This is a genomic window from Streptomyces sp. NPDC028419 (assembly GCF_055565515.1).
In genome coordinates this window covers 290,475-310,876 of record NZ_JBVHUE010000001.1, presented here as the reverse complement: position 1 = coordinate 310,876, position 20,402 = coordinate 290,475, and the positions used below count along the sequence as shown (strand labels likewise).

Genomic DNA, 20,402 nt, shown 5'->3' with positions numbered 1-20,402 from the left:
TCACTCCCCACCCTCGAAGGACGCGAGGTAGGCGGCGAACTGTGCGCGCTCCTCGTCGACGAGCGCGTGCCCGTCGGCATAGACGTTCTCGAAGATCGCCATGGTGTCCGGGTCGGGCATGGCCCGCACGACCTCGCGGACGTGCTTGCCGAGGGCCTCGCTCTCGGCCTCCAGCTCCTCGAAGAACGCCTCGTCGGCGTCCCCGCTCGCGAGCAGGTACGTCTTCAGGCGCAGGATCGGGTCCTTGACCTCCCAGGCCGCGCGCTCCTCGTCCCGCCGGTACTTCGTCGGGTCGTCCGAGGTGGTGTGGGCGCCCATGCGGTACGTGAACGCCTCGACCAGCGTCGGGCCCTCGCCGCGGCGCGCGCGGTCCAGGGCCCAGCGGGTCACGGCCAGGCAGGCCAGGACGTCGTTGCCGTCGACCCGTACGCCCGGGAAGCCGAAGCCCTGGGCGCGCTGGTAGAGCGGTACGCGCATCTGGCGCTCGGTGGGCTCGGAGATCGCCCACTGGTTGTTCTGGCAGAAGAACACCACGGGGGCGTTGTAGACGGCCGAGAAGGTGAACGACTCGGCCACGTCGCCCTGGCTGGAGGCGCCGTCGCCGAAGTACGCGATGACCGCGGAGTCCGCGCCGTCCTTGGCCACACCCATGGCGTAACCGGTCGCGTGCAGCGTCTGCGAGCCGATCACGATCGTGTACAGGTGGAAGTTGTTGAGGGTCGGGTCCCATCCACCGTGGTTCACACCGCGGAACATGCCCAACAGGTTGGTCGGGTCGACCCCGCGGCACCAGGCGACGCCGTGCTCGCGGTAAGTGGGAAAGACGTAGTCCTCGTCGTTCAGCGCGCGGGCGCTGCCGATCTGAGCGGCTTCCTGGCCCAGCAGCGAGGCCCACAGGCCCAGCTCGCCCTGGCGCTGGAGCGCGGTGGCCTCGCCGTCGAAACGGCGGGTCAGGACCATGTCACGGTAGAGACCGCGCAGGTCGTCCCCCGTGATGTCCTCGACGAAGGCCAGGAATTCCGCGTTCTCAGGATGGTCCGCGGCCGAAACCCGGGTCCCCTCGGGCGTCAGCAGCTGTACGAGCTGGGGCTCGGCACTCTCGGTGGCGGCGGCAGCGGCGGCCTTCTTGCCGGCGCTCGCGGCGCCGGCCGCTCGCTTGGTGCCGCTGCTGCGTCGCGGCTTGCGCGCGGCAGTGCTCTCCACGGTCACGTGTGCTCCTCCGTCGGTCCGGCACCCGGGTTCTCCGGGGACCAGTGCGGCTCGCCAAAATCCGTGCGCGCGCACGGGGTGGGTGCGACGCGTTAGGGATTCCGGCGTGACAGGTGCCCCGGCGAGTGCCCTGCACAATGCACGTTACCCAGTGCGTCGCATATCTGCGAAACCCCGTTTGACCTGCGATTTTGCTTGGATTTCCAAGTAAATCCGAGGATCCGGGAACAACCACTGGTCACAGCCTTGCAGGGGGCCGGAACAACGGCACGTTATCCCGGCCGCTTGCGGCAGGGAAGGGGTGAGTGTGTGAAACTGATTCTGTGCGCGAAGACGGAAAAATCAAGGTATTCCTCCTGGACGACCACGAAGTGGTACGCCGAGGTGTCTATGAGCTGTTGTCGGTCGAAGAGGACATCGAGATCGTCGGCGAGGCCGGTACGGCCGCCGACGCCCTGGTGCGCATCCCGGCCACCCGCCCCGACGTCGCCGTGCTCGACGTCCGCCTGCCGGACGGCAGCGGCGTCGAGGTCTGCCGCGAGGTGCGCTCCCAGAACGAGGACATCAAGTGCTTGATGTTGACCTCGTTCGCCGATGACGAAGCGCTCTTCGACGCGATCATGGCGGGCGCCTCCGGGTACGTCCTCAAGGCCATCCGCGGCAATGAGCTGCTGCACGCCGTCCGTGACGTGGCGGCCGGCAAGTCGCTGCTGGACCCCGTCGCCACGGCGCGGGTGCTGGAGCGGCTGCGCGACGGCAAGAACGGGAAGGGGGACGACCGCCTCTCGAACCTGACCGAGCAGGAGCGCAAGATCCTCGACCTGATCGGCGAGGGCCTGACGAACCGCGTGATCGGTGAGCGCCTGCACCTGGCCGAGAAGACGATCAAGAACTACGTCTCCAGCCTGCTGTCCAAGCTGGGCATGGAGCGCCGCTCCCAGGCCGCCGCCTACGTGGCCCGCCTCCAGGCCGAGAAGCGCTAGGGCGGCTCACCCGAGCTCCCCCCGCCGATCCCGGCACCGCAACGCCCCGTGGTCGCACGTTCGCCGTGTGATTCCACGGGGCGCGCTGTTTAATTCGGGACCAACGTCCCCGATCATCGGGGCGGGCTCCTCTTTCCCGGCACGGTGTCGGTACCGGACAGTGGACGGCATGTCCCCTGAGGAACTCCACGCCATCGAACTGCTGCGCCAGGTGCCGTACGGCCGGGTCGCCACCAGCATGCGCGCGCTGCCCTTCCTCGCCCTGGCCCGCCACATCGTGGTCGACGGCAAGGTGGTGCTGAGAATGCACGCGGGCTTCGGTTATCACCAGGCCTGCAACGGCAGCGTGGTCGCCTACGGCGCCGACAACTTCAATACCGGGGACCCCCGGTTGTGGTCGGTGCAGTTCACCGGAACGGCGCAGATCGTCGAGCCGACCACGGCGGATCTGGAACTCTTCGGTCCGGGTCCGCATTTCATCGACGGCGCGGTCTTCGACCCCGTCTACATGCGAATCGAGCCGCAGTTCGTGACGGTCCACGCGCTGGCCGGAAATCCCGCCCGGCAGTACCAGCACGCCCTCTGAGCAGCACGAACTCCGAACAGTACGAACGAGAAGGGCCCGGCGGAAGGAATTCCGCCGGGCCCGTACGCGTGCTCCTGCCCCTGCCCCACTAGCCGTTGCGGCCGTCCTCCGGAGAGGGGCTCGACGGCTTGGTCGACTGCGACTTCGTCGGGGCCGGGGACGACGGCGTCTGCGAGGGCTCGCTCGACGACTCCGAGGTGGACGGCGTCGGCGAGGGGGTGGAGCTCGGCTGGCGCGACCGGCTCGGGGTCGAGGAGTAGCTCTCGCGCGGGCGCTGGGACTCGGGCGAGTCCGACGGCGAGGTCTCGGGGCTGCTCGCCGAGCTCTGCTCGCTGCTGGGCGTGGTCTGCGAGCTGCTCTGCTCGGTCTTGGGGCTGCCCTTGCTGCCGGTCTTGTCCAGGGCGAAGACCACCCCGGCCGCGATCGCGATCACCGCGAGCGCCGCGAAGAGGACCATCTTCCAACGGCCGCCGCCGGAGCCGCCCCGGCCGTTCCCGTGGCCCTGGCCGCCGTCGTGGTAGCCACCGCCGCCGCCGGGGAAGGCGGAGCCGTCGTCCGGGTTCAGCGGCGGCACCATCGGCTGCTGGAACTGCGAGGTCGTGGCGTTCGAGGGGTACTGCTGGCGGCCGCCGTTGTTCCCCATCGGCATGGCCGTGGTCGCGGCGGGGCCGCGCCCGTGCGGCAGCGCCATGGTGACCGGTCCGGTGTTCCAGGTGCCCGTGTTCGCGCCCTGGTCCTGGAGCATCTGGAGGGCGTACCCGACCAGACCGCGCATCTCCTCGGCGCTCTGGAACCGGTCGTCCGGGTCCTTGGCCAGGGACCGCATGACCAGTCCGTCGAGCTCCTGCGGGATCGCGTGGCCCTCGGGCAGCTGCGAGGGCGGCACGGGCGCGTCCTGCACGTGCTGGTAGACCACCGACAGCGGCGTCTCGCCCGTGAACGGGGGCCGCAGCGCGAGCAGTTCGTACAGCAGGCAGCCGGTGGCGTACAGGTCGGAGCGGTGGTCGACGGCCTTGCCGAGCGCCTGCTCCGGGGAGAGGTACTGCGGGGTGCCCATGACCATGCCGGTCTGGGTCATCGTCGACTGCGCGCCGTGCAGGGCGCGCGCGATGCCGAAGTCCATCACCTTCACCGCGCCGGTGTTGGTGATGATGACGTTGGCGGGCTTGATGTCGCGGTGCACGATGCCGTGCTGGTGCGAGTAGGCCAGGGCCTCCAGCACGCCGGACACGATGATCAGCGCCTGGTCGGGGCCCGGAGCCTCGGCGCTGATCAGCAGGTCGCGGATGGTGCGGCCCTCGACCAGCTCCATCACGATGTACGGGACGACGTTGGGGCCGACCCGGTCCTCGCCCGAGTCGTAGACGGCCACGACGGCGTGGTGGTTCAGGCCCGCGACCGACTGTGCCTCGCGGGTGAAGCGGGCTTTGGAGACCGGGTCCTCGGCGAGGTCCGCGCGCAGCAGCTTGACGGCGACGGTCCGCCCCAGGCGCACGTCCTCGGCGGCGAACACCTCCGCCATGCCGCCGCGGCCCAGACGGTGGGTCAGCCGGTACCGGCCGTCACCCACGATCCCGCCGGCGCCCCAGTGCTCAGGACCATCAGCCATCCCGGCGCCGTTTCCCTCGGGTTCGGGTGCCATCAGTCCTCGCCGTCGTCTCTCTGGGCCGCACAAGCGGTGGGTCTTGTTCGGAGTGCTCCGATGAACGCTACAGCCTCGGCGCGACTCGCCGACCGGCTCGACGGCCTGTCCCCGTGTGGTCACGGATCGGGCAGCTGGCTTGACGTGGGCTTGCCCTCCGGCAGACTGGGCGCGATATGCGCTCTGTCAGACGCGCGCGCACACTGCTTGAGGGGAAGCGACAGTCATGAGCCAGGACGGCACTGAGGGCCGGTACGCGGGCGGGTCCTTGGCCGGCGGCCGGTACCAGCTGCGGGACTTGCTCGGCGAGGGCGGCATGGCGTCCGTGTACCTCGCGTACGACTCCGCGCTCGACCGGCAGGTCGCGATCAAGACGCTCCACAGCGAGCTCGGTCGGGAGCAGTCCTTCCGCGAGCGCTTCCGCCGCGAGGCCCAGGCTGTAGCGAAACTGTCGCACACCAACATCGTCTCGGTGTTCGATACCGGTGAGGGTGATCTCGACGGCATGCTCATGCCGTACATCGTCATGGAGTACGTCGAGGGCCAGCCCCTCGGCGACGCGCTCCAGTCGGACATCAGGCAGTACGGGGCGATGCCGGCCGACAAGGCGCTGAAGGTCACCGGCGACGTGCTGGCGGCCCTGGAGACCAGCCACGAGATGGGCCTGGTCCACCGGGACATCAAGCCGGGCAACGTGATGATGACCAAGCGCGGCGTGGTCAAGGTCATGGACTTCGGCATCGCGCGCGCCATGCAGTCGGGCGTCACCTCCATGACGCAGACCGGCATGGTCGTGGGCACCCCGCAGTACCTCTCCCCGGAGCAGGCGCTCGGCCGGGCCGTCGACGCGCGCTCCGACCTCTACTCGGTCGGCATCATGCTCTTCCAGCTGCTGACGGGCCGGCTGCCCTTCGAGGCGGACTCGCCGCTGGCCATCGCGTACGCGCACGTGCAGGAGGAGCCGGTCGCGCCGTCCTCCATCAACCGCTCCGTGACGCCCGCGATGGACGCGCTGGTCGCCCGCGCGCTGAAGAAGAACCCGAACGAGCGCTTCCCCACGGCCGAGGCCATGCGCGGCGAGGTCCTGCGCGTGCTGTCGGCGGGGCAGACCGGGGCTCCCGTGATCGTCGCGAGCGCGCCCGTGAGCAGCGGCGCCGGGGTGTCCTCGGCGGTCTTCCCGCCGGTGGACTCCGGGTTCCAGTCCCCGCCGCCGCAGGCGCTCCAGCAGCCGTACCAGTCGTCGCCGTACGGGCCCGCCACCCCGGCGCCGCAGCACCAGCAGACGCCGCCGCCCGCGTACGCGTACCCGCACCAGCAGCAGCACACGCCGGCGCCCCAGGCGCAGTACGCCCCGCACGCGCCGCAGACCCCGCCGCCCTTCACCATCTCGCCCGCGAGCACCAGCTCGTCCACGAGCGGCGGGGGCGCCGCGGGCGGCCGGAACACCCCGGTGATCGTCGGATCGATCGTGGTGGCCCTGCTCGCCATCGGCGGTCTGATCACGGCGATCTCCTTGAGCGGCGGCGACAAGGGCGGTGACGAGCCGAAGGCGGCCTCCTCCGCGAGTTCGTCGCCCTCGGCGAAGAGCGGCCACAAGGGTCCGGACACCACCCGCACCATCGACGTGGCGAAGTGCAAGGAAGCCACGAAGTCGTACAAGGACGCGACCAAGGTCGACGCCCCGGACTTCCGGTACAAGAACCTCCGGTCGGTGAAGGAGTGCATCCAGGCCGCGGGCTGGAAGGTCACCATCCAGCCGCGCGACGAGGCGGTCTACGGCCAGGACACGGTGCTGGAGCAGCTGCCCACGGCCTCGTCCGACGTGCCGAAGGAGGGCGCCGAGTTCACCCTCGTCGTCTCCACCGGAGACCCGCAGTAGGCCCACCGCAGGACACGAAAGCATCCCGGGCACCCCTGATGGGGCGCCCGGGATGCCGCTTTTGCCCCACCGTGTAAATCTGAGCGTGACACCTCGGTCGCTCGGGACGGGAGGGGCTCCCCGTGACGCAGTACTTCCGCCGGCCCGCCGGGACCGCGTCGGGCCCGGCCTCATCGCCCCTGGCCCTCACGGCCTTCGCCGTACTGGCCCTCGGCTGCCTCGCGCCCGCCGCTCCGGCCCTGGCCGCACCGCCCGCGCCCACCGTGCACGCCGTCCCGCTGCCCGTGCGCGCCGTTCCCCTGCCCGGGTACGCCGTCCCCGTGCCCGTCCGCTACGTCCTGCCCGGGTACGACGGTCCCGAGGACGACGAACTGGCGGGCAGCGTCGCGGGCGCCGGGCGCGAGCACCCCGGCCGACCGGCCACCGAGCCCGCGAACCCGGAGACCGTCCTGGCCTCCCGGCCGCTCCTGCCGGTGCGGCCGCGCCCCGCCGAGCAGGTCGCCCCGCCGCGCGCCGAGCCGAGCCCGTCGCCCGAGCCGCCGGCCCAGGCGATGGGCGCCGGACCGGGCGGACGGGCCGCCGACCTGGCCGCGCACATACTGCCGCTGGGTACGGGATTCGCCCTGATGGGACTCGGTCTGGGCTACATGGGCGTGCGGCTGCGCCGGTTCTGACGCGGGGGCCGAAAGGACCGGGTCCCCCTCACGACGTAGGCCTTTTGGCGGTTGTCCCGGTCGACATACTCGGTATACATACTGAGTATGTCTATCCGCCATGGCCTCCTCGCCCTCCTGGAACGGGGACCTCGGTACGGCTCACAGCTGCGCACCGAGTTCGAATCCCGCACCGGTTCCACCTGGCCCCTCAACGTCGGGCAGGTCTACACGACCCTGGCCCGGCTGGAACGTGACGGCCTGGTCGCCCCCGGCGGCGAGGACGCCGCGGGCCACACCCTGTACGCCATCACCGACGCCGGCCACCAGGAACTGTGTTCCTGGTACGAGCGCCCCGTCGACCGCACCAACCCGCCCCGCGACGAGCTGTCGATCAAGCTCGCCATGGCCGTGGGCGCCCCCGGCGTGGACATCCGCGCCGTCATCCAGTCCCAACGCCACGCCACGATCCGGGCGATGCAGGACTACACCCGGCTCAAGGCCCAGGCGCTCGCCGCCGTCGAGAGCGGGAAGTCCCAGGAACGCGACGACGTGGCCTGGCTGCTGGTCATCGAACAGCTGATCTTCCAGACCGAGGCCGAGGCCCGGTGGCTCGACCACTCCGAATCCCGGCTGGTGCGGCTCTCCGTCCTGGCCGAACGGGGAGCCCCGACGCCCGCACCATCGACGGCCGACCGGGGGCCCGATCCGGGACCCGCCCCGGCACGAGCCGCCTCCAGCACCGCTTCCGCCACCGCCCAGCCGTCCCGAGGGGGACTCCCGCATGCCTGACCAGCACCAGTACCCGTACGCGCAGCAGAACCAGCAGCCGAACCAGCACCCGCACCACGGCCGCCCGGCCCGGGACGCCCCACAGCCCGTCCTCCAGCTGGACCAGCTCGTCCGTACCCATGGCAGCGGCGCCACCGAGGTGCACGCCCTGCGGGGCATCAACCTCAGCGTCTACCCCGGTGAGCTCGTCGCCGTCATGGGCCCCTCCGGCTCCGGCAAGTCCACCCTGCTGACCCTCGCGGGCGGGCTCGACACCCCCAGCAGCGGCCGGGTCATCGTCGAGGGCACCGACATCACCACCTCGAACCGCAAGCAGCTGGCCGCCCTGCGCCGGCGCAGCATCGGCTACGTCTTCCAGGACTACAACCTCATACCGGCGCTCACCGCCGCCGAGAACGTGGCCCTGCCCCGCGAACTGGACGGCACCTCCGCCCGCAAGGCCCGGATATCCGCCCTGGCCGCACTGGAGGAGATGGGGCTGTCCCAGCTCGCCGACCGCTTCCCCGACGAGATGTCCGGCGGCCAGCAGCAGCGCGTGGCCATCGCCCGCGCCCTGGTGGGCGACCGCCGCCTGGTCCTGGCCGACGAGCCGACCGGCGCCCTGGACTCGGAGACCGGCGAGTCCGTGCTCGGGCTGCTGCGCTCGCGCTGCGACGCGGGCGCCGCCGGCATCCTGGTCACCCACGAACCGCGCTTCGCGGCCTGGGCGGACCGCGTGGTCTTCCTGCGCGACGGCAGCGTCGTCGACGAGACCCTGCGCCAGGGGGCCGACTCCCTGCTGACGGGGCTGGGGACCGCCCAGTGAAGGCTTGGTACCACTCCTGGATCGCGGCCCTGCGGATCGCCCGCCGCGACGCCTGGCGCGCCAAGGGCCGCAGCGTCCTGGTCCTCGCCATGCTGGCGCTGCCCATCATCGGGGTGAGCGCCGCCGACCTCACCCTGCGCAGCGCCGAACTGACCACCGCCCAGACCCTGGACCGCAAGATCGGCAGCGCCGACGCCGAGCTGAGTGCCGGCCTCGGCACGCCCCTCTACCAAAGCCCCGACGGGGAGAACTACGCGCCCGTCGGCGGCTACAAGAACTACGAGCCGCCCAAGAAGGACGACCGGTCGGAGGCCCTCAAGGCAGCGGTCCCGGCCGGTGTGGAGAGCGTCAAGAACAGCCTGGGCAACGCGAAGGTGCGCACCACGCACGGGCTGCTGAGCACCCAGATGCGCGAAGTCGACGCCGCGAGCCCGCTGGTCAAGGGCATGTTCACGCTCACCGGCGGGCGGCTGCCCCAGCAGAACGGCGAGATCGCCGCCACCGACGCCTTCCTGACCGAGTCCGGGTACTCCGTCGGCTCGATGGTCACCCCCCGCGGCACGAAGACCTCGTACAAGGTCGTCGGCTCGTACGAACTGCCCAACAGCCTCGGGGCCCCGGAGCTGCTCGCCCCGCCCGGGAGCCTGCTCGCCCCGCTCGACCGCTCCCTGACCGAGGCCGGGCTCAACCCGCTCCGGATCGTCGACACCTACCTCGTGAAGGTCGGCGGCGAAGGTTTCACGTGGAACATGGTCAAGGAGATCAACGCCAAGGGCGCGGTCGTCCTCTCCCGCGCCGTGATGCTGAACCCGCCGGCCGACTCCGCGGTGCCGCTGTACCAGCAGGAGGTGCGGAACACCTTCACCGGCCGGACCGGCCGGGCCACCGCCATGGCCATCGCGGCGACCGTGGTCGGTCTCGCCATGCTGGAGATCTGCCTGCTGGCCGGTCCCGCCTTCGCGGTCGGCGCACGCCGCTCGCGACGCCAGCTCGGCCTGGTCGGCGCCAACGGCGGCGACCGGCGGCACATCCGGTCGATCGTGCTCTCGGGCGGCCTGGTGCTCGGCGTCATCGCCGCCGTCATCGGCACGGGCCTCGGAGTGATACTCACCCTCGCCCTGCGGCCGTTCCTGGAGCAGAAGCTCGGCGCCCGCTTCGCCGGCTTCAACGTGGTCCCGACGGAACTCGTCGGGATCGCCCTGCTGGCCGTGCTGACCGGCCTGATGGCCGCGATCGTCCCGGCCATCACCGCGTCCCGACAGAGCGTCCTCGCCTCTCTCACCGGCCGGCGCGGGGTCCGCAGGTCCAACCGGATCCTGCCGGTCCTGGGCCTGCTCGCCCTCGCCGGGGGCGCCGCCATCGCGCTCTACGGCACGGTCTCCGGCATGGGCTTCATCGTCGTCGCGGGCGGCAGCGCCATCGCCGAACTGGGCATCGTCGCCATGACCCCGATGCTGGTCGGCCTGTTCGGCCGGGTCGGGCGCTGGCTGCCGCTCTCCCCGCGGCTCGCCCTGCGCGACGCGGTCCGCAACCGCGGGCGCACGGCCCCCGCCGTGGCCGCCGTCCTGGCCGCCGTGGCCGGCACGGTCGCCGTGGCGACGTACCAGCACAGCAAGGACGTCCAGGCCGCGCACGAGTACACGGCCAAGCTGCCCAGCGGCTCCGGCACCATCGTGATGAACGAGGCGGGCGGCTACCGCGACGTGCCCGCCGTCCGCGACGCACTGTCCCAGCGGTACCCGGTGGCCGTCCGGGCCGATGTGGACCGGCTCGTCGTGGGCAAGCCCAGCTGCGAGCGCTACGGCGAGAACACCAAGGGCTGCGGTCAGGCCGAGATCATCGTGCCCAAGGAGCAGCGCTGCCCCCTGAACGAGGCGGAGCACGGCCCCGCCTCCTTCGGCCTCGAAGAGCAGAAGAAGCTGCTCAAGGACTGGCGCTGCGCGCGGAGCGACTACTACACCTCGCACCAGACGCTCGTCGCCGACCAGAAGGTGCTGACCACGCTGGCGGTCACCGACCCCGGCACGGTGGCGGCCCTCACCTCGGGCAAGGCCGTCTCCTTCGACAAGCGCAACGTCAAGAACGACAAGGTCACCATCCGGCTGATCACCGACATGGAGAAGGCCGACGTCGCCCGCTCGGCCCACAAGGAACTGCCGGGCGAGGACAAGGTGTTCCCCGTCCACCAGGCACCGGACTCCGTCAACGCGTACGGGATCCAGCTGATCCTGCCGCCGGCCGCCGTGCAGGCGGCCGGGATCGCCACCGCCCCCTTCGGCTCCTACTTCACCCTCGACGGTTCCCTCACCTCCACCCAGAAGCAGAATCTCGACGGGGACCTCGACCGGATGGGCGCGGACGCCGCCGTATCCGTCGAAGCGGGCTACCAAGCACCCTCCGACATCACCCTGATGGCCCTGACCCTGTTCGCCGGTCTGGTCACCATCGGTGCGGCGGGCATCGCCACCGGCCTCGCCCAGGCGGACTCCGAGGCCGACCTCAAGACGCTCGCCGCGGTCGGCGCACCCCCGCGGGTACGGCGCACGCTCAGCGGCTTCCAGTGCGGGGTGGTCGCCCTGATGGGCGTGGTCCTGGGCTGCGCGGCGGGCATCCTGCCCGCGGCCGGGCTCCGGCTCGTCGAGCGGCGCGACCTGACGCGCCTGTACGAGGCCGTCGTGGCGAACGGCCACGAGCCCGCCGGCGGCGCCCCGCCGTGGGTGCCCATCGTGCTGCCGTGGCAGACCTTCGCCGAGTTGCTGGTCCTGGTCCCGCTCGGGGCCGCCCTGCTCGCCGCACTGGTCACCCGCTCCAGCGGCGCGCTGGCCCGCCGGGCCACGGGCTGATCCCGATGCCCCCGGACAGGTTGGATCACGCCTGTCCGGGGGCACACCGTGTGAGTACGAAGGTGTGCGAGAGAATGGTCGGCATGGAGATGCCGAGTGGTGAACGGTCGCAGGACAGCCCCCCGCACGTCCTGATCCTGGGACAGGACGGGATGGCGGTCGGCGGCGCCGATGACGAGTCTCGCGAGGTGCCGGTGACGGAGATGGTCGAACAACCCGCCAAGGTCATGCGGATCGGCAGCATGATCAAGCAGCTCCTGGAAGAGGTCCGCGCCGCTCCTCTCGACGAGGCCAGCCGCGTCCGCCTCAAGGACATCCACGCGGCTTCGGTCAAGGAGTTGGAAGACGGCCTGGCCCCCGAGCTGGTCGAGGAACTGGAGCGGCTCTCCTTGCCGTTCACCGAGGAGGCCATCCCCTCCGAAGCGGAACTGCGGATCGCCCAGGCCCAGTTGGTCGGCTGGCTGGAAGGGCTCTTCCACGGCATCCAGACCGCCCTGTTCGCCCAGCAGATGGCGGCCCGCGCGCAGCTGGAACAGATGCGCCGCGCGCTGCCGCCCGGCTCCGGACACGAGGACGACGAGGACGGCGGCCACGGGGCCGTCCGCTCCGGCCCCTACCTGTAGCACCGGCTCCCGCACCGCCGGGACCCCGCGCCACCCGCGCCCCGACGCCCTTCAACGGGCGCCGGGGCGCCGGCTTTTGCCCCTGACCTCAGCGCCGCCCCCGCCCCGCCGGGAGGTTCTGGATAAATGATGGTTAAGCGGGGTCAACCAGATGAAACACAACCCCCGCATACTCGGGACATGACGTACAACGCGATCGTGTTGGCCGGCGGCGCCGCGCGACGGCTCGGTGGCGCCGACAAACCCGCCTTGAGCGTCGGTGGGCGGGCCCTGCTCGACCGGGTGCTCGACGCCTGCGCCGACGCCGCGGACACCGTGGTCGTCGGCGCCCGCCGCCCCACCTCCCGGCCGGTGCGCTGGACCCGCGAGGAACCGCCCGGGGGCGGACCGTTGGCCGCGCTGGCCGCCGGGCTGCGGCACACCGACACCGAGCTGGTGCTCGTGCTCTCCGCCGACCTGCCCTTCCTCGACCGCGAGACCGTACGGGCGCTGCGCGCCGCCGTGACCGGCACCGGAGCGGCGGGCGCCCCGGTGGACGGGGCCCTGCTCCGCGACGCCGAGGGGCGCGACCAGCCGCTCGTCGCCGCCTACCGGGCCGAATCGCTGCGCCATGGGACCGCCCTGCTGGCCGCCGAACACGGCGGCCTCACCGGGCTGCCGTTGCGCGCGCTGACCGCCGAACTGGAACTGGTCCGAGTGGGCGCGGCCGCGCCCCTCGCTTCCTTCGACTGCGACACCTGGGACGATCTCGCGGCCGCGCGCGCCCGGATCAGGGAGCATGGGTCCGTGCTGGACGAATGGATCACCGCCGTCAAGAACGAGCTGGGCATCGACGTCGCCGTCGACACCAAGACCCTGCTCGACCTCGCCCGCGACGCCGCCCACGGCGTCGCCCGGCCCGCCGCACCGCTGACCACCTTCCTGGTCGGCTACGCGGCGGCGCGGGCCGAAGCCACCGGGGCCGACCCCGCCGCGGCGGTCGCCGAAGCCTCCCGCCAGGCCGCGGCCCTGGCCCTGCGCTGGGCGGCGGAAGCCGACTCCGCCGACGGGACCGGCTCGGGATGACACCCGCCGACGCCACCGACGCCGAGCGCGCCCTGGACGAAGCCCTGGCCGCGCTGACCCGCCCCACCGCCCCACACCACCCGACCCCGGCCGCCCGGGCCACCGGATCGGGCGCGGGACCGGGCGCCGACCCGGCCCACCCCGACGCGGCGGGTGCCGCCGCCCGTACGGCCCCGGCGCCCGCCCCCGCCACCGCCGCGGAGGACAGCGACGGCCCGGGCGCGGCGGCCGGTGACCCCGACACCGCCCCCGCGGAGCCGGCGCGCGGCAGCCTGGAGCAGCACCTCGACGAAGCGCTCGCCCTGGTCGGCCGGCCTCCGGCGGGCAAGGGCGGCGGACACCGGGCCACGGCCTGGTCCCGGGCCGTGGACACCGCGGCCCGGGCCGGTGCGCTCACCCCCGCCCGCACCCACCACGCCCCGCTCGCCGAGGCCCTCGGCGAGATCCTCGTGACCCCGCTGGACGCCCTGACCGACCTGCCCTCCTTCGACACCTCGGCCATGGACGGCTGGGCGGTCGCCGGACCCGGCCCCTGGACGGTGCGCCAGGGCGGCGGGATCCTGGCCGGCTCCGACCGGCCGCTCCCCCTCGCCTGCGGCGAAGCCGTACGGATCGCCACCGGCGCCCGGATCCCGGCCGACACCACCGCCGTGATCCGCAGCGAGCACGCCGACGCCGGGGGCGAGCCGGTCCGGCTGCACGCCGACCGGCCCGTGGTCACCGGCCAGGACATCCGGCCGCGCGCCCAGGAGTGCCGCTCCGGTGACCTGCTGCTGCCCGCCGGCGCCCTGGTCACCCCCGCCGTCCTGGGCCTGGCCGCCGCCGCGGGATACGACCGGCTGCACACCCGGCCGCGCCCCCGCGTGGAGATCCTGGTGCTCGGGGACGAGCTGCTCACCGAGGGCCGCCCGCACGACGGACTGATCCGGGACGCCCTGAGCCCCATGCTCGGCCCCTGGCTCACCCAGCTCGGTGCCGACGTCATCGGCACCCGCCGCCTCGGCGACGATCCCGAGGGGGCCGAGGCCCTCTACCGGGCGGTCACCGGCTCCCCCGCCGACCTGGTCATCACCACCGGCGGCACCGCCTCCGGCCCGGTCGACCACGTCCACCCCGTGCTGGCCAGGGCCGGCGCCGAACTGCTGGTGGACGGGGTCTCCGTACGCCCCGGCCACCCGATGCTGCTCGCCCGGCTCGCCGACCGCGCGCCCGACCAGAGCGCCGCCCGGCACCTGGTGGGCCTGCCCGGCAACCCGCTGGCCGCCGTCTCCGGCCTGCTCACCCTCGCCGAACCGCTGCTGCGCGCCCTCGCCGGCCGCCCGCCCCGGCACCGCTACACCGTGCCCGCGCGCGACGAGGTGCCGGGCCACCCGTACGACACCCGGCTCGTTCCGGTCCTGCTCACCTCCGACCACGCGGTGCCGCTGCACTACAACGGTCCGGCGATGCTGCGCGGCATCGCGGCCGCGGACGCGCTGGTCGTCGTACCGCCGGGTGGGGTGGGGGCCGGACAGGACGTCGAGGTCCTCGACCTGCCCTGGGCCACGGGGGGATGTTTCACGTGAAACTGCACGGCCAGGACGCGATGGCCCGCCAGGCGGACGAGAAGCTCGTCTCCCGGCGGATCAAGCTTCCCAAGCGCGAGGTCACCAAGCCGCTGCGGCAGGTCACGCGACGGCTGCTGATGGCCCTGTTCGTGCTCGCCCTCACGGTCCTCATCGTCTACATCGACCGCGACGGCTACCACGACAACGCCAACGGCAAGGTCGACTTCCTCGACTGCGTCTACTACGCGACCGTGACCCTCTCGACCACCGGCTACGGCGACATCGTCCCGTACAGCGACGGCGCGCGGCTGGTCAACGTCCTGCTGATCACGCCCCTGCGCGTGGTGTTCCTGATCATCCTGGTCGGCACGACCCTGGAAGTCCTCACCGAACGGACCCGGGAGGAGTGGCGACTGAACCGCTGGAGGAAGAACTTGCGCGAGCACACGGTCGTCGTGGGCTTCGGCACCAAGGGCCGCTCGGCCCTGCAGACGCTGCTGGCCACCGGCCTCTCCAAGGAGCAGGTGGTGATCGTCGACCCCAGCGCGAAGGTCATCGACATCGCCAACGCGGAGGGCTTCACGGGCGTGGTCGGGGACGCGACCCGCTCGGACGTCCTGCTGCGCGCCGAACTCCAAAAGGCCCGCCAGGTGGTCATCGCCACCCAGCGCGACGACACGGCGGTCCTGGTCACCCTGACGGCCCGCCAACTCAACCGCGGCGCGAAGATCGTGGCGGCGGTGCGCGAGGAGGAGAACGCGCCGCTGCTGCGCCAATCGGGCGCGGACGCCGTCATCACGAGCGCGAGCGCGGCCGGACGGCTGCTGGGCCTGTCCGTGCTCAGCCCCAGCGCGGGCACCGTGATGGAGGACCTGATCCAGCAGGGCAGCGGCCTCGACCTGATCGAACGGCCCGTCAGGAAGGCCGAAGTCGGCATCCGGGTCCGGGAGACCGAGGACCTGGTGGTGACCGTGGTGCGCGGGCACCGGCTGCTCCCCTACGACGACCCGCACGCCAGCCCGCTCCAGGCGACGGACCGGGTGATCGCGATCGTCCGTGCGACACCGCCCACTTCGCCCCACGTGACGCTGGGACCCGCCGAGTAGGCTCCGGCCCATGCATGCGATCACCATCCCGCAGCCCGGTGGCCCCGAAGCCCTGGTCTGGGCCGAAGTACCCGACCCGGTGGCGGCCGAGGGCGAGGTCCTCGTCGAGGTCACGGCCGGCGCCGTGAACCGGGCCGACGTGCTCCAGCGGCAGGGCTTCTACGATCCGCCGCCGGGCGCCTCCCGCTACCCCGGCCTCGAATGCTCCGGCCGGATCATCGCGCTGGGGCAGGGGGTGTCGGGCTGGTCGGTGGGGGACGAGGTGTGCGCGCTCCTCGCGGGCGGCGGCTACGCCGAGCGCGTGGCCGTCCCGGCGGGCCAGCTGCTGCCCGTCCCGGCGGGCGTGGACCTGGTGACGGCCGCCGCGCTGCCCGAGGTCGTGTGCACGGTGTGGTCCAACGTGTTCATGGGCCCGGGCAAGCACCTGCGGGCGGGCGAGACCCTGCTCGTGCACGGGGGTTCCAGCGGCATCGGCACGATGGCGATCCAGCTGGCGAAGGCGATCGGCGCCAGGGTCGCGGTGACGGCGGGCGGCCCGCAGAAGCTGGCCCGCTGCGCGGAGCTGGGCGCGGACGTCCTGATCGACTACCGCGAGCAGGACTTCGTGGCCGAGGTCCGCGGGGCGACCGACGGCGCCGGGGCCGACGTGATCCTCGACATCATCGGGGCGAAGTACCTGGGGCGGAACGTGGACGCGCTCGCACGCGACGGCCGCCTCGCCGTCATCGGCCTCCAGGGCGGGGCGAAGGCCGAGTTGAACCTGGGCGCGCTGCTCTCGAAGCGGGCGAGCATCAGCGCGACCTCGCTGCGGGCCCGCCCGCGCGAGGAGAAGGCGGCCATCGTCGCCGCCGTCCGTGAGCACGTCTGGCCCCTGATCGGGGACGGCCGGGTGCGTCCGGTGGTGCACGCCACCTATCCGATGAGCGGGGCCGCCGAGGCCCACCGGGTCATGGAGTCCAGCGCCCACGTGGGCAAACTCCTGCTGACCCGCTGAGCCCCGGACGGCGCCCGAACGGCTCCCGGCCCGCGGCCGGGGGCCGTCAGAGCCCGCGCAGCAGCACCGCCGGGGACTCCACGCAGTCGGCGACGTAGCGCAGGAAACCGCCCGCCGTACCGCCGTCGCACACCCGGTGGTCGAAGGTGAGGGAGAGCTGCACGACCTTGCGCACGGCCAACTCGCCGCCGTGCACCCACGGCTTGTCGATGATCCGGCCCACCCCGAGCATGGCCGCTTCCGGGTGGTTGATGATCGGCGTGGAGCCGTCCACCCCGAACACGCCGTAGTTGTTCAGCGTGAAGGTGCCTCCGGTGAGGTCCGAGGGGGCCAGCTTGCCCGCCCGGGCCAGTTCGGTCAGCCGACCGAACTCGGCCGACAGCGCCTCCGCGCTCATCGCCTGCGCGTCCTTGACCACCGGGACCATCAGCCCCCGGTCGGTCTGGGCCGCGAAGCCCAGGTGCACCGAGGACAGCCTGACGATCTCGTTCGCCTCCAGGTCCACCCGGGAGTTCAGCTCCGGGTGGCGGGCGAGCGCCGCCGTGCAGATCCGGGCCAGCAGGGCCAGTACCGAGATCTTCGGTCCGCCCGCGGCATTCATCGCGGCCCGGGCCGCCATCAGCTCGGTGGCGTCCGCGTCCACCCAGCAAGTGGCGTCGGGGATCTCCCGGCGGCTGCGCGAGAGCTTCTCCGCGACCGCACCGCGCAGGCCCTTGAGCGGGATCCGCTCGCCCGCGGGGGAGAGCGACGCCCCGGTGGTCACCGGCGCCGCCGCCGGCTGCGGAGCGCGCAGCGCCGCCTCGACGTCCGCGCGCAGGATCAAGCCCTCGGGGCCCGAACCGTTCAGGGCGCGCAGGTCGAGCCCGTTGTCCCGGGCCAGCTTGCGCACCAGCGGCGAGATCACCGCCACCGGCCCGACGGCCGCGGGGGCCGCGGGCACGGGAGCGACGGCCACCGGTACGACGGGGGCGACCGGCGCGGGAGCTGCCGCCGCCGGGCGGATCCGACGCCGCCGGGCCGGGCGGGAGTGGTCCGTCCCGTAGCCCACCAGCACGTTCCCCGAACCCGAACCCGAACCCGACTCCGAGTCCGAGGACTCCGACGTGACGGCGACCGGCTGGTCCTGCGGCACCGTGCTGGAGCCGACCGCCACCGTGATCAGCGGGGCGCCCACGGGCAGCTCGGTGCCCTCCTCCCCGAACCGGGCGGTCACCACGCCCCCGTACGGACAGGGCACCTCGACCATCGCCTTGGCCGTCTCGACCTCCACGACCGGCTGGTCCACGGCGACCACGTCGCCCACGGCCACCAGCCAGCGCACGATCTCCGCCTCGGTCAGTCCCTCACCGAGGTCGGGTAGCTTGAACTCCAGCACCTGGGGCATCAGTTCTCCCACTGAAGGCGGGCCACGGTGTCCAGGATCCGGTCCACGCCGGGCAGGTGGTGCTTCTCCAACATCGGCGGCGGATACGGGATGTCGAAGCCCGTCACCCGCAGCACCGGCGCCTCCAGGTGGTGGAAGCAGCGCTCCATGATCCGGGCGGCGATCTCCGCGCCGGGTCCGCCGAAGCCGTTCGCCTCGTGGACCACGACCGCGCGCCCGGTCCGGCGCACCGCCGCGACCACCGTCTCCTCGTCGAAGGGCACCAGCGAGCGCAGGTCCAGGACCTCCAGGTCCCAGCCCTCCTCGCGGGCCGCCTCGGCCGCCTCCAGGCAGACCGGCAGGGAGGGCCCGTAGGTGATCAGGGTGGCGCTCGTGCCCGCCCGGCGGACCATCGCCTTCCCGATGCCCGGGACCGCCGTGGGCGCCTCCGGCGACCAGTCGGCCTTCGACCAGTACAGCCGCTTGGGCTCCAGGAAGACCACCGGGTCGTCGCTCGCGATCGCCGCCCGCATCAGCCCGTAGGCGTCCTCCACGGTCGCCGGGGTCACCACGTGCAGCCCCGGGGTGGCCAGGTAGTAGGCCTCGGAGGAATCGCTGTGGTGCTCGACGCCGCCGATGCCGCCGCCGTAGGGCACCCGGATCGTGATCGGCATCGGCATCGCGCCGCGCGTGCGGTTGCGCATCTTCGCCACGTGCGAGATCAGCTGCTCGAACGCCGGGTACGCGAAGGCGTCGAACTGCATCTCGACCACCGGCCGCAGCCCGTACATCGCCATGCCCACCGCGGCGCCCAGGATCCCGGCCTCCGCGAGCGGGGTGTCCGTACAGCGGTCCTCGCCGAACTCCTTCACGAGGCCGTCCGTGATCCGGAAGACCCCGCCCAGCGCGCCGACGTCCTCGCCCATGACGTGCACGGTCGGATCCTCGGCCATCGCGTCGCGCAGCGCCCGTCCCAGGGCCTGCGCCATGGTCGCGGGCTTGGCCGCCGGCTTCGTCGCCGGCTTCGCCGCCACCGTGGTCATCCTTCGGCCCCCGCTTCCAGTTCGGCGCGCAGCATGGCGGCCTGCTCCTGCAGCCGATCGGTCTGCTCCGCGTAGACGTGCGCGAAGAGGTCCATCGGATCGAGGACCGGATCGGCGTTCATTCCTTCGCGCAGCGCCGCCGCCATCGCCTCGGCCGCGTCCTTGGCCTGCTGGATGCCCTCGGCGTCCAGCAGACCGCGGGCGGTCAGCTCGCGCTCCAGCAGCTCCACCGGGTCGTGCGCCTTCCAGGCCTCCACCTCGGCGTCGGCCCGGTAGCGGGTCGCGTCGTCGGCGTTGGTGTGCGCTTCGATCCGGTAGGTGATGGCCTCGATCAGGGTCGGACCGCCGCCCGCGCGGGCCCTGCCGACCGCCTCGGACAGCACCTCGTGCACCGCCGCGATGTCGTTGCCGTCGACCAGCCGGCCCGGCATCCCGTACCCCACGGCCTTGTGGGCCAGCGTCGGGGCCGCGGTCTGCTTGGCGAGCGGGACGGAGATCGCGAAGCCGTTGTTCTGGACCAGGAAGACCACCGGGGCCCGCCAGACGGCCGCGAAGTTCAGCGCCTCGTGGAAGTCGCCCTCGCTGGTGCCGCCGTCACCGACCATCGCCAGCGCCACCACGTCGTCGCCGCGCAGCCGCGCCGCGTGCGCCAGGCCCACCGCGTGCGGCAGCTGGGTCGCGAGCGGGGTGCTCAGCGGGGCTATCCGGTGCTCGCGCGGGTCGTAGCCGGTGTGCCAGTCGCCGCGCAGCAGCGTCAGCGCCTGTACGGGATCCAGCCCGCGGGCCACGGCCGCCAGGGTGTCGCGGTAGCTGGGGAAGAGCCAGTCCCGGTCCTCCAGGACCAGTGCCGCCGCGATCTCGCAGGCCTCCTGGCCCACGGTGGACGGGTACACCGCGAGCCGGCCCTGCCGGGTCAGCGCGGTCGCCTGGGCGTTGTAGCGGCGGCCGCGCACCAGCTCGGCGTAGCACCGGCGCATCAGCTCCGGGTCGAGCTTCTCCGCCGCCGGGGTGCCCAGCACCCGGTACGGCTCGGAGTCCGGGAGCAGCGGGGCGGCATCCGTACGGGGGCTCCAGGCGGGCGGCGGGGTGGGACGGTGGGACGCACCGGCACCGGGCAGCTCTTGGACCGTCATGGCGGCGTACACCTCCTCGTGGGAAGCGGGCGGGGAGAGCCCCGGGTGTGAGGCGCCTCACCTACCGATTGTTCGGTTCGGCGCGCAATTTGGCTACAGGCACCTCCAGGCTGTGGACAAACGGGCGCCGGGGGCC

Annotated in this window: 17 protein-coding genes; 12 read left to right on the top strand and 5 right to left on the bottom strand. The window is 72.7% G+C overall.

Features of this window, described 5'->3' with window-relative positions; translation table 11 throughout:
* Positions 1–1,209, bottom strand: coding sequence for a pyruvate dehydrogenase (acetyl-transferring) E1 component subunit alpha (pdhA, locus tag ACZ4UB_RS01495; protein ID WP_354378768.1), 1,209 nt, complete (start codon positions 1,207–1,209; stop codon positions 1–3).
* Between the two features lie 323 nt (positions 1,210–1,532).
* Between pdhA (ACZ4UB_RS01495) and ACZ4UB_RS01490 the strand changes: the two genes are divergently transcribed.
* Entirely contained in the window at positions 1,533–2,192 is a 660-nt protein-coding gene (locus ACZ4UB_RS01490; protein WP_330331424.1) for a response regulator transcription factor, read from the top strand.
* 169 nt (positions 2,193–2,361) lie between these two features.
* Complete coding sequence (locus ACZ4UB_RS01485; protein ID WP_468067511.1) at positions 2,362–2,778, top strand: pyridoxamine 5'-phosphate oxidase family protein; 417 nt, start codon at positions 2,362–2,364, stop codon at positions 2,776–2,778.
* Between the two features lie 88 nt (positions 2,779–2,866).
* Here the strand turns inward: ACZ4UB_RS01485 and ACZ4UB_RS01480 are convergent, their stop codons facing one another.
* Entirely contained in the window at positions 2,867–4,420 is a 1,554-nt protein-coding gene (locus ACZ4UB_RS01480) for a protein kinase domain-containing protein (protein ID WP_468067510.1), read from the bottom strand.
* Positions 4,421–4,646: 226 nt separating this feature from the next.
* Here ACZ4UB_RS01480 and ACZ4UB_RS01475 point away from each other — a divergent pair, with 226 nt between their 5' ends.
* The 10 genes from ACZ4UB_RS01475 (at position 4,647) to ACZ4UB_RS01430 (ending at position 16,727) form a co-directional block, all read left to right on the top strand.
* A complete protein-coding gene (locus tag ACZ4UB_RS01475) occupies positions 4,647–6,299 on the top strand; it encodes a protein kinase domain-containing protein (protein WP_468067508.1) in 1,653 nt (550 codons plus the stop codon).
* Positions 6,300–6,421: 122 nt separating this feature from the next.
* Positions 6,422–6,973 carry a hypothetical protein gene (locus tag ACZ4UB_RS01470; protein ID WP_468067506.1) on the top strand — a complete coding sequence of 184 codons (552 nt, stop codon included), beginning with the start codon at positions 6,422–6,424 and terminating at the stop codon, positions 6,971–6,973.
* A gap of 87 nt (positions 6,974–7,060) precedes the next feature.
* Positions 7,061–7,744, top strand: coding sequence for a PadR family transcriptional regulator (locus ACZ4UB_RS01465; protein ID WP_468067505.1), 684 nt, complete (start codon positions 7,061–7,063; stop codon positions 7,742–7,744).
* Positions 7,737–8,549: an ABC transporter ATP-binding protein gene (locus ACZ4UB_RS01460; protein WP_468067504.1), complete on the top strand. Its 813-nt coding sequence runs from the start codon at positions 7,737–7,739 to the stop codon at positions 8,547–8,549. Before ACZ4UB_RS01465 ends, ACZ4UB_RS01460 begins: the two co-directional genes overlap by 8 nt.
* Positions 8,546–11,392, top strand: coding sequence for an ABC transporter permease (locus ACZ4UB_RS01455; RefSeq protein WP_468067502.1), 2,847 nt, complete (start codon positions 8,546–8,548; stop codon positions 11,390–11,392). Before ACZ4UB_RS01460 ends, ACZ4UB_RS01455 begins: the two co-directional genes overlap by 4 nt.
* Before the next feature lie 83 nt (positions 11,393–11,475).
* Positions 11,476–12,015, top strand: a complete 540-nt coding sequence (locus tag ACZ4UB_RS01450) for a bacterial proteasome activator family protein (RefSeq protein ID WP_385783085.1) — start codon at positions 11,476–11,478, stop codon at positions 12,013–12,015.
* Positions 12,016–12,195: 180 nt separating this feature from the next.
* Positions 12,196–13,080, top strand: coding sequence for an NTP transferase domain-containing protein (locus ACZ4UB_RS01445; protein ID WP_468067501.1), 885 nt, complete (start codon positions 12,196–12,198; stop codon positions 13,078–13,080).
* Positions 13,077–14,645 carry a molybdopterin molybdotransferase MoeA gene (locus ACZ4UB_RS01440; protein ID WP_468067500.1) on the top strand — a complete coding sequence of 523 codons (1,569 nt, stop codon included), beginning with the start codon at positions 13,077–13,079 and terminating at the stop codon, positions 14,643–14,645. The genes ACZ4UB_RS01445 and ACZ4UB_RS01440 overlap by 4 nt, the downstream gene beginning before the upstream one ends.
* A complete protein-coding gene (locus tag ACZ4UB_RS01435; protein ID WP_468067499.1) occupies positions 14,633–15,733 on the top strand; it encodes a potassium channel family protein in 1,101 nt (366 codons plus the stop codon). Before ACZ4UB_RS01440 ends, ACZ4UB_RS01435 begins: the two co-directional genes overlap by 13 nt.
* 10 nt (positions 15,734–15,743) lie before the next feature.
* Positions 15,744–16,727: an NAD(P)H-quinone oxidoreductase gene (locus ACZ4UB_RS01430; protein ID WP_354378780.1), complete on the top strand. Its 984-nt coding sequence runs from the start codon at positions 15,744–15,746 to the stop codon at positions 16,725–16,727.
* Between the two features lie 46 nt (positions 16,728–16,773).
* Here the strand turns inward: ACZ4UB_RS01430 and ACZ4UB_RS01425 are convergent, their stop codons facing one another.
* Genes ACZ4UB_RS01425 through pdhA (ACZ4UB_RS01415) form a run of 3 tightly spaced genes read right to left on the bottom strand, consistent with a single transcriptional unit; the run spans position 16,774 to position 20,266 of the window.
* Positions 16,774–18,111: a dihydrolipoamide acetyltransferase family protein gene (locus ACZ4UB_RS01425; RefSeq protein ID WP_468067498.1), complete on the bottom strand. Its 1,338-nt coding sequence runs from the start codon at positions 18,109–18,111 to the stop codon at positions 16,774–16,776.
* Positions 18,111–19,133, bottom strand: a complete 1,023-nt coding sequence (locus ACZ4UB_RS01420) for an alpha-ketoacid dehydrogenase subunit beta (protein WP_468067496.1) — start codon at positions 19,131–19,133, stop codon at positions 18,111–18,113. Before ACZ4UB_RS01420 ends, ACZ4UB_RS01425 begins: the two co-directional genes overlap by 1 nt.
* The gene (gene pdhA / locus ACZ4UB_RS01415) at positions 19,130–20,266 is read right to left on the bottom strand and encodes a pyruvate dehydrogenase (acetyl-transferring) E1 component subunit alpha (RefSeq protein WP_468067494.1); all 1,137 of its coding nucleotides are present in this window, start codon (positions 20,264–20,266) and stop codon (positions 19,130–19,132) included. Before pdhA (ACZ4UB_RS01415) ends, ACZ4UB_RS01420 begins: the two co-directional genes overlap by 4 nt.
* Between the last annotated feature and the right edge of the window lie 136 nt (positions 20,267–20,402).

Excerpts from the sequence above, each read along its gene's own strand:
- ACZ4UB_RS01430 (WP_354378780.1), top strand. The coding sequence starts at position 15,744 with ATGCATGCGATCACCATCCCGCAGCCCGGTGGCCCCGAAGCCCTGGTC.
- ACZ4UB_RS01425 (WP_468067498.1), bottom strand. The coding sequence starts at position 18,111 with ATGCCCCAGGTGCTGGAGTTCAAGCTACCCGACCTCGGTGAGGGACTG.
- ACZ4UB_RS01450 (WP_385783085.1), top strand. The coding sequence starts at position 11,476 with ATGGAGATGCCGAGTGGTGAACGGTCGCAGGACAGCCCCCCGCACGTC.
- ACZ4UB_RS01465 (WP_468067505.1), top strand. The coding sequence starts at position 7,061 with ATGTCTATCCGCCATGGCCTCCTCGCCCTCCTGGAACGGGGACCTCGG.
- ACZ4UB_RS01420 (WP_468067496.1), bottom strand. The coding sequence starts at position 19,133 with ATGACCACGGTGGCGGCGAAGCCGGCGACGAAGCCGGCGGCCAAGCCC.
- ACZ4UB_RS01440 (WP_468067500.1), top strand. The coding sequence starts at position 13,077 with ATGACACCCGCCGACGCCACCGACGCCGAGCGCGCCCTGGACGAAGCC.
- pdhA (WP_468067494.1), bottom strand. The coding sequence starts at position 20,266 with ATGACGGTCCAAGAGCTGCCCGGTGCCGGTGCGTCCCACCGTCCCACC.
- ACZ4UB_RS01460 (WP_468067504.1), top strand. The coding sequence starts at position 7,737 with ATGCCTGACCAGCACCAGTACCCGTACGCGCAGCAGAACCAGCAGCCG.
- ACZ4UB_RS01435 (WP_468067499.1), top strand. The coding sequence starts at position 14,633 with ATGTTTCACGTGAAACTGCACGGCCAGGACGCGATGGCCCGCCAGGCG.
- ACZ4UB_RS01445 (WP_468067501.1), top strand. The coding sequence starts at position 12,196 with ATGACGTACAACGCGATCGTGTTGGCCGGCGGCGCCGCGCGACGGCTC.
- ACZ4UB_RS01475 (WP_468067508.1), top strand. The coding sequence starts at position 4,647 with ATGAGCCAGGACGGCACTGAGGGCCGGTACGCGGGCGGGTCCTTGGCC.
- ACZ4UB_RS01485 (WP_468067511.1), top strand. The coding sequence starts at position 2,362 with ATGTCCCCTGAGGAACTCCACGCCATCGAACTGCTGCGCCAGGTGCCG.
- ACZ4UB_RS01480 (WP_468067510.1), bottom strand. The coding sequence starts at position 4,420 with ATGGCACCCGAACCCGAGGGAAACGGCGCCGGGATGGCTGATGGTCCT.